A 13,537-nucleotide genomic window follows, 5' to 3' on the forward strand; every position below is an offset into this window, starting at 1 on the left:
GATAGCCCGGACATATAGGGTGGATAGGGTCGCGTAGCCAACGCTAAGCTTGTCCACCGCGCTCCTCACTGAACCACTCTTTCAAGATTCAATGCGCCTATGAAGTACATCGTACCCATCAGTGAACAATCATGCCCCGACGGTCTCTACACCGGCCCGGTCGCGCCAGAAGACGCTGGCTACCTCACCCGCTGCGTGATCCCTCATCTGCAACCGCTGAGCGAGGAGGACTATCTCGACGGGCCGGCGGCGATACTGCAAACCGGCGCTCGTTACAGTTACATACTCAGCGCAGGAGCCATCTACTGGTGCGTCGAATGGCAACCGGGTCTTGTCGTGGTGAGGTTCTCGCCCGATACCAACATGGCCTGGGTAGCGTTGCGCTCGCCCGTGCCTGACTTCGCAGGCCGTGTCGCCCTGGAGGTCGATACTGCCCACTACGATGAAGACGCCGAGGACCATCAATACAACCTGGTGTTCAGAAGCTGAGACGCGCAGTTCGACGAAGACCATAGGGTTCGGGGCGCCTTTGAACCTGCCTCTGCCAGCGAAGAGGCTTCGTTCAACGCAGCCATAAGGCACGCCAACAGACTGTCGAATCAGGATCACAGCAATGACATGGAGCGCCGTGATCGTCTAGAGCGTTTTACCGCCCGCTGCGGCGAAGGCATTCGGGTGAAACATTAGCGCCATGCTGAAGCGTCCCAAGCAAACGCCGTGCGGACATACCGGCGAACCGACAAGCAGCACCGTCAATGGCCGTCGGAGAAATCCAAGAGCGTTGGTGGCATGCCTGGCCTACAACCTATTCAACTCGGCTCTGTTTTCTCTATTCGTCAGAGAGGCGCTGATGATCCGCGGTGATGGGCCTGGGGGCTTTGGTGAACTGATACTCAAGCTACTGATGTCTCATATGGCGCTCGCACTGCTAGCGCTGGGGTTGATTGCCTCCTTCAAGGTGTTCTGCACCGAAAAGCGTGGTTGGGGCTCGATAACGGCTTGCGTTGTGGCGACATTGGTCCTCATCGGCTTCTCCGCAATCGCGGTCGCGGAAGCCTGCATGGATGATCGCGGGCATTGCCGCAATTGGCACTGGTACACGTAGCCTTCAAGGTCAACCATTAGGCTATCGGCAGATCTGCTGTCCGCGGCACGTTCCAACAGACACTCCAAGTTCCCAACCCACGCGACCAGCCTGTCTCACTTTGTCCAACCTTCCTCGCCATGGATGCATACGATTCGCGCCTGCAAACGATTCTTAAGGAACACTCCATGCACGCGCCCTTCCCTCGCCGCCGTATTGGCACCCTGATTCGCCTGGCGACCTTCTGCCTGGCCACTGGCAGCACCTTCGCCCATGCCGACACCGTCGAACTGGACGACATGGTGGTGACCGCCTCCGGCTTTGCCCAGAATCTGGAAGACGCCCCGGCGTCGGTCACGGTGATCAGCGGTGATGATCTGCGCAAGCGCTCGGTGCAGAACCTGAGTGATGCGGTACGTGATGTGGAAGGTGTGGTGGTCAACGGTGGCGCCAACGAGACCGACATCCAGATTCGCGGCATGCCTGGCGACTACACGCTGATTCTGGTCGACGGTAAACGCCAGAGCGGGCGCGACTCACGGGTCAATGGCAACCGGGGTTATGAGCAGAGCTTCGTGCCGCCCACGGCAGCCATCGAGCGCATCGAGGTGGTGCGCGGACCGATGTCGTCGCTGTACGGCTCGGATGCCATCGGTGGGGTGATCAACATCATCACCCGCAAGGTATCGCCCGAGTGGGGCGGTAACATTTCCTATGACTACTCGGCACGCCCGAATAGCGATCAGGGCAATGCCCGCAACACCCAGTTCTATCTCAATGGCCCGCTGATCAACGAAGTGCTCGGCCTGCAGGTTTGGGGCAGCTACCTCGACCGCCAGGCCGATGACGACGTCGAAGCCAACGAAGGCTTCGCCAAGTCCGACAACAAGAGCCTGACCGCTCGCCTGGCCCTTACGCCGACCGAGAATCATGACTTCCTGCTCGAAGCGGGCGCCTCGCGCCTGAAGAACGGCGATGGTCTCAGCGCCAACTGGTCGACCCGCGAACAGAAGAACAACCGTGATCACTGGTCGCTGACTCACGAAGGCCGCTGGGGCTGGGCGGATTCGACACTGTCGTTCGCCGAAGAAACCACCAGCCGCGAAGGCAAGGCGACACCGGCGCAGGCCGACGTGTTCGGGCGCAAGCCGAAGATCCGCAACCGCGTGCTGGACGGCAAGCTGGTGATCCCTACCGACTATCACGTCACCACCACCGGCGTGCAGTGGAACGAAGCCACGCTGACCGACTGGAACCAGGCCAACCGCGGCACCTCTCGCGAGCGCGAGAACGAGGAATACTCGGTGGTACAGAAGGCCCTGTTCGCCGAAGACGAATGGTCGCTCACCGACGATTTCGCCCTCACCACCGGCGTGCGTCTGGATCATCACGAGCAGTACGGCAGTCACGTCAACCCACGTGTCTATGGCGTCTGGCACCTGAATAACGAGTGGACGCTGAAAGGTGGCGTGGCCCGCGGTTTCAAGGCGCCGGAACTGCGCGCGGTAATCGACGACTACGCCGTGGTGCGCCGCAACCGCTTCGTGCAGTTCGGTAATTCCAACCTCAAACCCGAGAGCAGCACCAACTACGAGTTGAGCGCGATGTGGTCGAACCGTGACGACCTGTCGGCTGGCGCCACGCTGTTCTACAACGACTTCAAGGACAAGCTGTCCACGGTCACCACCACCGAACAGTGGCAGGGCCTGACCGTGATGGAGCGGGTCAACGTCGACAAAGCGGTGATCCGTGGCCTGGAGTTGAACGGCAGTTGGCAGGCGCTGGCCAACGTGGCGATCAAGGGTAACTTCACCTACCTGGATTCCGAGCAGAAGAGCGGCGTCGACAAGGGCCGGCCGCTGTCCCTGACACCCAAGCGCAAGGCGAGCCTGCGTGCCGACTGGGATATCAATGACCGGACCCTGGCCTGGGCTGCCACCAACTACAGCGGCGAGGAATATGGCGCTACGCTGACCGGCCAATCGTCCCGCGCCTACACCACTGCCGACATCGGTGGCTCGTACAAGCTGACGCAGAACCTGACACTCAACTCGGCCGTCTACAACCTGGGTAACAAACGCCTCAACGACGAGGACGACGGCACGGTCAATTATGGCCGTACCTACTGGCTGGGTGCGTCGCTGGACTTCTGATGCCCTGAGCGTTCCGCGCCCGCTACCGCACCTGAGTCGCACGCGGAGCGTGAGGAACGATCGATGTGGTGGGCTGAAGCCCACCCTACTCCCCAGAAGCATGAACCGTAGGGTGGGGCTTTAGCCCACCAAAGCCATTCAACGCCGATGGTGGCTGGCTATTCGATCATTCCCACGCGGAGCGCCCGCTACCGCACCTGAGTCGGACGCAGAGCGTCCTGCAAAATCACTCCCACGCGGAGCGTGAGGAACGATCGATGTGGTGGGCTGAAGCCCACCCTACTCCCCAGAGGCATGAACCGTAGGGTGGGGCTTTAGCCCACCAAAGCCATTCAACGCCGATGGTGGCTGGCTATTCGATCATTCCCACGCTCCGCGTAGGAACCGCTCCGCGCCCGCTACCGCACCTGAGTCGGACGCAGAGCGTCCTGCGAAATTATTCCCATGCGGAGCGTGAGGAACGATCGAGGTGGTGGGCTGAAGCCCACCCTACTCACCAGGGGCATGAACCGTAGGGTGGGGCTTTAGCCCACCAAAGGCATTCAACGCCGATGGTGGCTGGCTATTCGATCGTTCCCACGCTCCGCGTAGGAACGCAGCACTGGGCGCTCCGCGCCCGCTACCGCACCTGAGTTGGACGCGGAGCGTCCTGCAAAGGCATTCCCACGCGGAGCGTGAGGAACGATCACTAGTGACTGGCCAGCACCACCCTCGTCCCCTCTTTCGCCTCCGGCGTGGCGCGCGTGCTCATCTTGTCGGCCTGCTTACCCAGGTACCAGCCGAGCACTCCCCATACCAATGCGCAGAGCGCACCCACGGTCGCCACCAGCACCGCACCCTGGCCGAGCATGTCCAGGCCACTCTTCAACCAGCCACTGATTGCGTCACCTGCCCGGTAGACGACCGTGTCGATAAACCCCTTCGCCTTGTACTTGCTCTCGGCATCCAGCGGTGCGAAGAGCATTTCCCGGCCGGGCCTGACGAAGGCGTACTCACCGATGCGCCTGACGACCATCAGCGCTGCCAGCATGGCGAACGTCGGCGCCAGGGCAAGCCCGATAAAGCCAACGCAGACCAATATCGGCACGATCGCCAGCAGCATGCGCACGCCCATTTTCTGCGCGATGCGCCCGGTGATGAACACCTGCGACAGCAAGGCACCGGCCTGCACGACCACATCGATGATGCCGAATACCCGGATCTGCGACTCGCGGTCGGGAAAGCGTTCGGCCACCAGGCGCGCCTGCTCGAAGTACAGAAAGGTCGTCACGGTCGCGAGCAGCACCACGAATCCGGCAATCGCCAGCAGATAAGGTGATTGCAGGACTCGCGTCAGACCACTGAATGGATTGCCCGTCACCGGCTTGCGAGTGCTTTCGATGGATGCAGCGCCCGGTCTGCCGGCGCCACCCACGTCCCGCCAGCGCATCAACGGCGCCTTGAGCGCCAGGGCGATGCCGAGCAGTACACCTGCCAGCAGGACCAAGCCGGACTGGCCGACGATGCCGACCAGCAGCGCGCTCATGGCCGGCCCGACCAGGCCGCCGACACTGGCGCCGGCCGCGATGAAGGCGAACAACCGCTTGGCCTGGTGCCCGTCGAACACATCGGCCATCAGGCTCCAGGCCACCGACACCACGAACAGGTTGTAGACCGAGATCCACACGTAGAACACCCGCGCCAGCCAGACGTTGTCGTCACCGAGCTGAAACAGCCCGGCGAATGCCAGCAGGTTCACGCAAAAGAACCCGTAGACCCAATCCACGAAGTGGATACGCGGCACCCGAGAGCTGAGCCAGGCGAACGACGGCACAGCCACCAGCATGACCACAAAGGTGGCGGTGAACAGCCATTGCAGGTTCTCGATACCGGCCATGATGCCCATCGACTCGCGGATGGGCCGCAGCATGAAATAGCCGGAGAACAGACAGAAAAACAGGGCGAACCCCGCAAGCGCGGGATTCAGTTCGTGGCGTTCGGCGTTGATGGCAGCGCCGAGACGCTGCGTCAGGGTTGCTGAGAGCATGATGACACTCCTGCCACGAGGCTCAACGGTAGCTGACACCGGTCAACCGCTCGGCAACCTGCCACAGACGAGCCGCTGCGTCGATGTCCTTCGCCGCGGCTGGCACGCTGGCCAGGCCAAGCGGCCCGCGCTTCTCCTCTTCGCCGATTGGCCCATAGTAGGCACCGCCCTGCGCGTCTGGCGCGGTGGCCGCGTACAGGGTCGGCAATGCCCCCTGGGCAGCGGAGTGGTAGCGCTCACGATCCTTGGCCCAGTCACGTCCGAAGTCGCTTTCCAGGCCAGGGCCGCGCTTGATCAGCTCGGTTACGGCAACCCCCGGGTGCGCGGCGATGCTCTGGATACCCCACCCCTGCGCCTGGCTGCGGCGCTGCAGCTCGAAAGCCCACATCAGCACGGCCAGCTTGGACTGCGCGTAGGACGCATAGGGGTTGTAGGCCTGCTCGGATTGCAGGTCCTCGAAGTTGATGCTGCCCCGTGTGACCGCGATGCTGGAGAGCGTGACGACCCGAGGCGAGCTACTCTTGCGCAACAGCGGCAGCACATGGCCGGTCAACGCGAAATGCCCAAGATAGTTGGTGGCCAATTGCAGCTCGAAGCCATCGGCCGACGTGCCACGTTCTGGCGGCGCCATTACCGCGGCGTTGTTGATCAGCCCATCGAGGCGCGGCAAGGTGGCATTGAGGCGTTCGCCCAACGCCTTGACCGACGCCAGGTCAGCCAGGTCGACCGCTTCGAACTGCACCTGGGCCCCACGGACTTCCTGCTTGATGCGAGCGATGGTTTCCTTGCCGCGCTGTGGATTGCGTGCGGCAATCACCACCTCGGCACCAGCCGCTGCAAGCGCCTTGGCATCCTCATAACCCATGCCGCTGGTGCCACCGGTGACCAGAAAGATACGCCCGCTCTGCGATGGCATATCCGACAGGCTCCAGTCAGGCTTCGGCTGACTCTGGGCACTGGACACGCCGGATTCCAGCACGCAACTCAGGGCCAGACCGATGGTTGCCAGGCCTTTGCGCCAGGCCGCGCTGGCAGCGTTTGTGGGGTCCATCTGCAGGGTTGTGTCTGTCATGGTTCGATCCTCACGTAGGGAATGATCTGACGGACCGCGGCAAGGCGGCACGTCGACGTGAGGCATTGTTCACCGTTGAATTACCGGTGATAAGCCGCACAAAAATGGACGCTATGTACGCCCATTCGTACAATCCAGTTTTCCTTTCTGGAGTTCGGCCATGCGCCAGCCCAACCTGACGGATGTCGCCCTGTTTGCAGCGGTCGTGGAAGCCGGCGGCTTCAGGGTGGCGGCGCAGAAACGCGGCATGTCGGCGTCATCGATCAGCGATTGCGTGCGCCGGTTGGAGAGCGACTTGGGCGTCAGGTTGCTCAACCGCACCACTCGCAGCGTATTTCCGACCGAAGTCGGTGCTCGCCTGCTGGAGCGGCTGCGCCCTGCCCTCGACGAGATAGGCGCCGCCTTCAGCGACCTCGATAACGATGCGCGACACCCGGTCGGCACGCTGCGCCTCAATGTCCCGGTGCCGATTGCCCGCTTCGTGCTGCCGCAGCTGATCCCCACTTTTCTGGAGCGCTATCCCGGCGTGAGCGTGGAAGTGACGATGGACAACACCTTCATCGACGTGATCGCTGCCGGCTACGACGCGGGAGTGCGCTACGAAGAAAGTGTCGCCAAGGACATGATCGCAGTACCCATCGGGCCTCGTCGGCAGCGCTTCGTGGCAGCCGCATCGCCTGCTTATCTGGAGAAAAACGGCATGCCGCTACATCCCCGCGACCTACTCGAGCATCGCCTGATCGGCCATCGTTTCGAGAGCGGCAAGCTGGGTGTTTGGGAGTTCGAAAAAGACGGCGCCATCGTGCGCGTACCGCCACAGGGCCCGCTGCTCTCCTCGTCCCAGGATCTTGAAGTGGGTGCCGCCATCGGTGGCGTTGGCCTCATCTACACCTTCGAGGAATACCTCGGCCCACTGTTCGCACAGGGAGCACTGATACCGGTACTGGAGGACTGGTGGCAGGCATTCGATGGCCCCTATCTGTATTACAACGACCGCCGCCACGTGCCCTCGCCGCTCAGAGCATTCGTGGATTTTCTCAAGGCCGAAACAGTTTGATCGCTCCCACGCTCCGCGTGGGAATTCGGCCCTGGGCGCTCCGCGCCCGCCACTGCACCCGGATTGGACGCAGAGCGTCCTACGCAGGCATTCCCACACGGAGCGTGAGGAACGATCGGAGGGTTGAGCGCTTGGATTTGGTGGGCTGAAGCCCACCCTACCCCCAGGGGCATCAACCGTAGGGTGGCGCTTTAGCCCACCAAAGCCATTCAACACCGATGTTGGCTGTAGGTTCAGAACATGCGGTTCAGTGCTTCGGGCTGTGGCCGTTGTGGTGGTGGGCTGAAGCCCACCCTACTCCCAGAGGCATGAACCGTAGGGTGGGGCTTTAGCCCACCAAAGCCATTCAATGCCATGGTGGCTGGAGTTTCAGAGCATGCGGTTCAGTGCTTCGGGCTGTGGGCGCTTTGGGTGGTGGGCTGAAGCCCACCCTACTCCCAGAGGCATCAACCGTAGGGTGGCGCTTTAGCCCACCAAAGCCATTCAACGCCGATGTTGGCTGTAGGTTCAGAACATGCGGTTCAGTGCTTCGGGCTGTGGCCGTTGTGGTGGTGGGCTGAAGCCCACCCTACGGGCTGAGCGTCCTGCGAAGGCATTCCACGCGAAGCGTGAGGAACGATAGGAGCACTGCCGGGCGGCGCAACTCAAGGGCCCCCGGCCGGCAAACGCACTACCGCACAGAGGCCGGCGGGCGGGCGGTTTTCCAGGGTCAGTTCACCACCGTGGGCCTGCACGCACGCACGCGCGATGGCCAGGCCGAGCCCTAGCCCGCTCGCACCGTTCTCCGCATTCAACTGCACGAACGGCTCGAACACCTGTTCCAGTCGCGCGGGATCAATGCCCGGCCCATGATCGAGGACCTCCAGGCTTATCTCGCCCGTTGCGGTACGCTCCAAGCTGATCACGGCATCCCCACCATGCTGCAGGGCGTTGTCGATCAGGTTGGTGAGCACGCGTTTGAGCGCCAACGGTCGGCAACGACAGAAGACCTCGGGCCCGCTCTGCCAACTGACCGGTTGCCCCAAGGTGCGATAACGTCGCGCCAGATCATCGAGCAGCGCGGTCAACGACAGGCGCACCGTCGGTTCCTGCACGGCATCGTCGCGGATGAAGTCCAGCGTCTCGGCGACCATCGCACGGAGCTCGTCGAGGCTGTCGAGCAGGTCCTCGCGCAAGGGGCCGTCATCGAGCAGTTCGAGCTGCAAGCGCAGCTCGGTCAAGGGTGTATTGAGGTCGTGGCTCAGCGCTGCGAGCATTCGCGTGCGCCCCTCCACATGGCGAGCCAGGCGCTCCTGCATCAGGTTGAAGGCTCGGCTCAGCTCCTGAGCCTCGCGCGGGCCCGACAGCGACAGGGGGGCGATGCGCTCGCCCCGGCTGATGCGTTCGGTGGCCGCGGCCAGCGTCCTGAACGGGCGCACCACCCGGGCCATGAAAAACAGCAGGATCAACAGAATCGGCACGATGCTCACCGGCAAGGCATATGCCAGCAGGCGGCTCCATTCATAGGCACCGGATGGATGCTGCAGGGCATTGAGGTACTGCCCCGACGGCAGCCTGATACTGCTGCGCAGGCGTAACGGCTCCCAGCCGGCAGGGCTCAGCACGTCTTCGCGCGCGGGCCCGCCGCCGATGCGTTCGAGCTGCATGTGGATCAGCTCTGCAGGCGCCTGTAGCTCATTGGCCAACTCGGCGGTCAGGCGCAACTCTTCCGGGTGCATCTCGAAGCTTGGAACATCCGCCTCGGCGGCGATCCAGAAACGCGCCTCGACGCCGCCCATCGATATCAACAGGCGCTCGCCATCGCCCTGATTCAATTCCACGGCCGCGTGGTAAGCGGTACCCAGACGCTCCAGTATCTGGGCACGGGACAGCGGATGCACCAGCGCGCCGGTGCGCTGCAGCAGCAGGACGGCAATGCCGTGGGAAGCCAGCAGCGCGAGGATCAGCAACACCGCCAATTGATGAATCAAACGCTGCGGCCACAGGCGCGCCAGCCACCTCATGAGCGCGTCACCTCCGCGACCAGCATGTAGCCGCCGCCCCATACGGTGCGCAGCAGGTCCTCACAGCCGGCGCTGTCGATCAGTTTGCGGCGCAGGCGGCTGACCTGGCGGTCGATGGTGCGATCGAACACATCGCTGTCCGGGCGAGCCGTCAGGTCGATCAGTCGGGCGCGATCCAGTACCTGGTTCGGATGGTCGAGAAAGACCTGCAGCAAACGCGCTTCCGCCGTGCTCAGACGGGTCGACTGCCCGCTGCTGTCGCTCAGGCTGCCACTGCCGCTGGCGAACGCCAGGCCGGCGAACTGGTAATGGCGCAGCAGCGGCTGCGGCGTCGGTTCGAACAGCGCAGGCTCGGCGCTGAGCGGGCCGCGCCGACGTAGCACGCTGTTGATGCGCGCCACCAGCTCCCGGGGTTCGAAGGGTTTGGTCAGGTAATCATCGGCGCCCAGGTCCAGCCCACGGATGCGGTCGCGGGTGGTATCGCGGGCGGTCAGCAATATCACCGGCACGCCGTTGCGCCGGTGCAGGCGGCTGCACAGCTCGAAGCCATCGCCGTCCGGCAGCATCACATCCAGCACCACCACGTCGAAGCACTGGGCGTCGAGCAACTGCCACATGCCCTCGGCGCTCTCCGCGGTACGCACGTCGAAGGCGTGCTTGCGCAGATAAACGGCCAGCGGCTCGCGAATCTTGCGATGGTCGTCGACCACCAGAACGCGCGGTGCGGAGAGTGGAGAAGTCGGATTCATGATGGCTCGGGGCAGTCGCAGCCTGAACCAACAGGCCGCCTGTGCGGAGGATTATCATTTGCATGCCGATGATACGCCAGAGCCCGCTGCAACTGCAGCGGCGTCGCGTCGCAGGCTGGCGTATCTGCTTCATTTGATGACGCACGGTTTCGGCCACACGCGCCTCGGCTTATGATGCCGTCCATGATCAAAGACCCGTTCCAACGTCTGAACCTCGACCGCGAGGTGCTCAGCGTCAGCCAGCTCAACAACCGTGCGCGCCTGCTGCTCGAAGATGTCTTCGGCGGCATCTGGGTCGAGGGGGAGATTTCCAACCTCGCACGGCCAGCCTCCGGGCATGTCTACTTCACCCTCAAGGACAGCCAGGCTCAGGTGCGCTGTGCGCTGTTCCGGCAGAACGCCGCACGGGTACGCCAGGCGCTGCGTGATGGTCTGGCGGTCAAGGTGCGCGGCAAGGTCTCGCTGTTCGAGGGCCGTGGCGACTATCAGCTGATTCTCGACGCCGTGGAGCCGGCCGGTGACGGTGCCCTGCGCCTGGCCTTCGAGGCCTTGAAGGAGAAGCTCGGTGCAGAAGGCCTGTTCGCCGCCGAACGCAAGCGCCCTCTGCCGGCTCACCCGCGGCGTATCGGCATCATCAGCTCGCCCACCGGCGCAGTGATCCGCGACATCATCAGCGTGTTTCGTCGCCGTGCTCCGCAGGTCGAACTGAGCCTGATCCCCACCGCCGTACAGGGCCGCGAGGCCACGGCACAGATCGTTCGGGCCTTGAAGCTGGCTGACGCCCAGGGCTTCGATGCGCTGATCCTCGCCCGTGGCGGCGGCTCGCTGGAGGACCTCTGGTGCTTCAACGAAGAAGCCGTGGCACGCGCCGTGGACGCCTGCGTCACGCCCATCGTCAGTGCGGTCGGTCATGAAACCGATGTGTCGATCAGCGATTTCGTCGCCGACGTGCGCGCTCCTACGCCGTCAGCCGCGGCGGAACTGCTGGCGCCCCATAGCGATGACCTGGTGCAGCGGGTCACGGTGCTGCAACGTCGTCTGACCCTGGCCATCAACGGCCGCCTGGCCCGTGAACGCATGCGCCTCGAAGGCCTGACCCGGCGCATGCGCCATCCCGGCGAACGGCTGCGTCAGCAAGCCCAGCGCCTCGACGATCTCGACATGCGTCTGCGCCGTGCCTATACGCATCAGGTCAATCAGCGTGCCCACAAGCTCGCGCAGTTGCAGGCGCGCCTGGCCGGGCAGCATCCGGGCCGTCATCTCAAGCTGCTGCGCCAGCGTCTCGACAGCCTCGCCGAACGTCTGCCTAGGGCCATGAAGGAAGGCCTCAAGGCCCGCCGCCTGCTGCTGCAGAGTCAGATGCAGACGCTCCACGTGGTCAGCCCCCTGGCGACCCTCGGACGCGGTTACAGCATCCTGCTCGACGACCGTGGCCAGGCCATCCGCAGCGCTGCCGCCACCCAACCGGGGCAGCGCCTCAAGGCGCGCCTTGGTGAAGGCGAGCTGGACGTACGCGTCGAGGACAATCATGTCGCGCCCGTCACGCTTTCGCTGCTGGACTGAAGATCATGGCCACGCTCGCATCGCCCGCAAGCGGGCTCCTACAGGTTGCCGAAAACTCACGTGGAAGTCCGGGGCGCCTGGTTCTTGCTGGCGATTGGTGGCCGTATCGCGGTTTCGCAGAACGCCCCTCACCCTGAAAGAGCCCCTCTCAAGCCTCGATAAAAAAGGAAAATCAATGCGCTCCCTGCTGTTGCTGCTCACCCTCTGCCTCGCCCTGCCCGCTCACGCCGAAGGCTTCATCAGCCGCCTGCTGAACAAGCCGGTACCGGGTGGCGTCGCCGTGGTCGAACTCGGTGCCTCGGCCAGTGCACCCAGCGCCACCTACCAGGGCAAGCCGGTCTTGGTGGTGCATGAAGATCAGCAGCGCTGGATCGCCATCGTCGGCATTCCGTTGAGCGTCAAACCCGGCACCCAGCAGATCGAAACGGGCGGCCAGCGTCTGAGCTTTCAGGTGGGCAGCAAGACCTACGTCGAGCAGCGCATCACCATCAAGAACCAGCAGCAGGTCAACCCCAACGCCAAGAACCTCGCGCGCATCGAGCGGGAACTGGCCGAGCAGACCCGTGCCTACCAGCAGTTCAGCCCACGGCAGCCGAGCAACCTGATGTTCGACAAGCCGGTCAACGGCCCGCTGTCGAGCCCCTTCGGGCTGCGCCGGTTCTTCAATGGCGAGGAGCGCAACCCGCACTCCGGGCTGGACTTCGCCGCCAATCGCGGCACACCGATCAAGGCACCCGCGGCCGGCAAGGTGATTCTGGTGGGCGACTACTTCTTCAACGGCAAGACCGTTTTCGTCGACCACGGCCAGGGCCTGATCAGCATGTTCTGCCACCTGTCGGAGGTCGGCGTGAAGGTCGGCGACGAGCTACCCCGCGGCGGCGTGCTCGGCAAGGTCGGCGCCACCGGACGCGCCACCGGGCCGCACCTGCACTGGAACGTCAGCCTCAACGATGCACGGGTCGATCCGGCGATCTTCATTGGTGCGTTCAAGCCTTAGCCAGCGCCGGGCATTGACGTGTAGAGTGGCGATCACTGGCTGATCGCCCTGAACGCAGCGCTTCATGGATGGCTATCGCCCCCTCACGACCAGGAGCCACGATGATCACCGTCCATCACCTGAACAATTCGCGCTCGCAGCGCATCCTCTGGCTGCTCGAAGAACTGGGCGTGGAGTATCAGATCAAGCGCTACGAGCGCGACTCCAAGACCATGCTGGCCCCGCCGGAGCTGCGCGCCGTGCACCCCTTGGGCAAGTCGCCGGTGGTTACCGACGGCGACCTGACCCTGGCCGAGTCCGGCGCCATCATCGACTACCTGGCCAACCGTCATGGCCCGGCCCTGTTACCGCCAGCAGACAGCCCCGAGCGTCTGCGCTGCAACTACTGGCTGCATTATGCGGAAGGCTCGGCGATGCCGCCTCTGCTGCTCAAGCTGGTATTCGACAAGGTGGAAAACAGCCCCATGCCCTTCTTCGTCAAACCCGTCGCCCGCGGCATTGCGCAGAAGGTCAAGAACCTGCTGATCAACCCACAATTGAAACTGCATCTGGACTATCTGGAAGGCGAGCTTGGCAAGAGCACCTGGTTCGCCGGTGAGCAATTCAGCGTGGCCGATATCCAGATGAGCTTTCCACTGGAGGCGGCCACTTCGCGAGGCGGGCTGGATGCCAGCCGCCCTCGGCTGAAGGCTTTCCTCGAACGTATCCATGCCCGCCCCGCCTACCAACGCGCCCTGCAACGAGGCGGAGAATACGCCTACGCCAACTGAGGCACGCCGGTCGGCGGCTCGGGGTAGTGCAGGCAGTCGGAATCAGGGTCGAACCGAACCCGC

General features: G+C 63.6%; 11 protein-coding genes. 7 read left to right on the forward strand and 4 right to left on the reverse strand.

The genetic code is table 11. The annotated features are described in order from the left end of the window. The first annotated feature begins 99 nt into the window (after positions 1–99). The 3 genes from FHR27_RS12995 (at position 100) to FHR27_RS13005 (ending at position 3,237) form a co-directional block, all read left to right on the forward strand. Positions 100–489: a hypothetical protein gene (locus FHR27_RS12995; protein ID WP_179538755.1), complete on the forward strand. Its 390-nt coding sequence runs from the start codon at positions 100–102 to the stop codon at positions 487–489. Positions 490–691: 202 nt separating this feature from the next. Further along, positions 692–1,105 (forward strand): hypothetical protein, encoded by a 414-nt coding sequence (locus FHR27_RS13000; protein WP_179538756.1) that lies wholly within the window; start codon positions 692–694, stop codon positions 1,103–1,105. 167 nt (positions 1,106–1,272) lie between these two features. Further along, positions 1,273–3,237 (forward strand): TonB-dependent receptor domain-containing protein, encoded by a 1,965-nt coding sequence (locus FHR27_RS13005; protein WP_179538757.1) that lies wholly within the window; start codon positions 1,273–1,275, stop codon positions 3,235–3,237. Between the two features lie 688 nt (positions 3,238–3,925). On the opposite strand, the gene FHR27_RS13010 is transcribed toward FHR27_RS13005, so the two are convergent. Next, positions 3,926–5,263 carry an NTP/NDP exchange transporter gene (locus FHR27_RS13010; RefSeq protein ID WP_179538758.1) on the reverse strand — a complete coding sequence of 446 codons (1,338 nt, stop codon included), beginning with the start codon at positions 5,261–5,263 and terminating at the stop codon, positions 3,926–3,928. 22 nt (positions 5,264–5,285) lie between these two features. Continuing rightward, the gene (locus tag FHR27_RS13015) at positions 5,286–6,314 is read right to left on the reverse strand and encodes an SDR family oxidoreductase (protein WP_218878644.1); all 1,029 of its coding nucleotides are present in this window, start codon (positions 6,312–6,314) and stop codon (positions 5,286–5,288) included. A 181-nt stretch (positions 6,315–6,495) separates the two neighbouring features. Here FHR27_RS13015 and FHR27_RS13020 point away from each other — a divergent pair, with 181 nt between their 5' ends. Further along, positions 6,496–7,392, forward strand: coding sequence for a LysR family transcriptional regulator (locus tag FHR27_RS13020; RefSeq protein WP_042551939.1), 897 nt, complete (start codon positions 6,496–6,498; stop codon positions 7,390–7,392). Between the two features lie 644 nt (positions 7,393–8,036). On the opposite strand, the gene FHR27_RS13025 is transcribed toward FHR27_RS13020, so the two are convergent. Together FHR27_RS13025 and FHR27_RS13030 are read right to left on the reverse strand one after the other, a co-directional pair. After that, positions 8,037–9,362: a sensor histidine kinase gene (locus FHR27_RS13025; RefSeq protein ID WP_179540093.1), complete on the reverse strand. Its 1,326-nt coding sequence runs from the start codon at positions 9,360–9,362 to the stop codon at positions 8,037–8,039. Positions 9,363–9,391: 29 nt separating this feature from the next. Further along, the gene (locus FHR27_RS13030) at positions 9,392–10,144 is read right to left on the reverse strand and encodes a response regulator transcription factor (protein WP_179538760.1); all 753 of its coding nucleotides are present in this window, start codon (positions 10,142–10,144) and stop codon (positions 9,392–9,394) included. 183 nt (positions 10,145–10,327) lie between these two features. Between FHR27_RS13030 and xseA the strand changes: the two genes are divergently transcribed. The 3 genes from xseA to FHR27_RS13045 all read left to right on the forward strand — a co-directional run bounded on the left by xseA (position 10,328) and on the right by FHR27_RS13045 (position 13,474). Further along, positions 10,328–11,707 (forward strand): exodeoxyribonuclease VII large subunit, encoded by a 1,380-nt coding sequence (gene xseA, locus FHR27_RS13035; protein WP_042552067.1) that lies wholly within the window; start codon positions 10,328–10,330, stop codon positions 11,705–11,707. Between the two features lie 175 nt (positions 11,708–11,882). Further along, entirely contained in the window at positions 11,883–12,704 is an 822-nt protein-coding gene (locus FHR27_RS13040; RefSeq protein ID WP_179538761.1) for a M23 family metallopeptidase, read from the forward strand. A gap of 101 nt (positions 12,705–12,805) precedes the next feature. Further along, positions 12,806–13,474 (forward strand): glutathione S-transferase, encoded by a 669-nt coding sequence (locus FHR27_RS13045; RefSeq protein ID WP_179538762.1) that lies wholly within the window; start codon positions 12,806–12,808, stop codon positions 13,472–13,474. Positions 13,475–13,537 lie beyond the last annotated feature (63 nt).

The organism is Pseudomonas flavescens, from assembly GCF_013408425.1.
Lineage (GTDB): Bacteria > Pseudomonadota > Gammaproteobacteria > Pseudomonadales > Pseudomonadaceae > Aquipseudomonas > Aquipseudomonas fulva_A.

What these genes read in the sequence shown, in the direction of transcription:
- FHR27_RS13030 (WP_179538760.1), bottom strand. Translation starts at nt 10,144, where the DNA reads ATGAATCCGACTTCTCCACTCTCCGCACCGCGCGTTCTGGTGGTCGAC.
- FHR27_RS13040 (WP_179538761.1), top strand. Translation starts at nt 11,883, where the DNA reads ATGCGCTCCCTGCTGTTGCTGCTCACCCTCTGCCTCGCCCTGCCCGCT.
- FHR27_RS12995 (WP_179538755.1), top strand. Translation starts at nt 100, where the DNA reads ATGAAGTACATCGTACCCATCAGTGAACAATCATGCCCCGACGGTCTC.
- FHR27_RS13015 (WP_218878644.1), bottom strand. Translation starts at nt 6,314, where the DNA reads ATGGACCCCACAAACGCTGCCAGCGCGGCCTGGCGCAAAGGCCTGGCA.
- FHR27_RS13000 (WP_179538756.1), top strand. Translation starts at nt 692, where the DNA reads ATGCTGAAGCGTCCCAAGCAAACGCCGTGCGGACATACCGGCGAACCG.
- FHR27_RS13020 (WP_042551939.1), top strand. Translation starts at nt 6,496, where the DNA reads ATGCGCCAGCCCAACCTGACGGATGTCGCCCTGTTTGCAGCGGTCGTG.
- xseA (WP_042552067.1), top strand. Translation starts at nt 10,328, where the DNA reads ATGATCAAAGACCCGTTCCAACGTCTGAACCTCGACCGCGAGGTGCTC.
- FHR27_RS13005 (WP_179538757.1), top strand. Translation starts at nt 1,273, where the DNA reads ATGCACGCGCCCTTCCCTCGCCGCCGTATTGGCACCCTGATTCGCCTG.
- FHR27_RS13010 (WP_179538758.1), bottom strand. Translation starts at nt 5,263, where the DNA reads ATGCTCTCAGCAACCCTGACGCAGCGTCTCGGCGCTGCCATCAACGCC.
- FHR27_RS13045 (WP_179538762.1), top strand. Translation starts at nt 12,806, where the DNA reads ATGATCACCGTCCATCACCTGAACAATTCGCGCTCGCAGCGCATCCTC.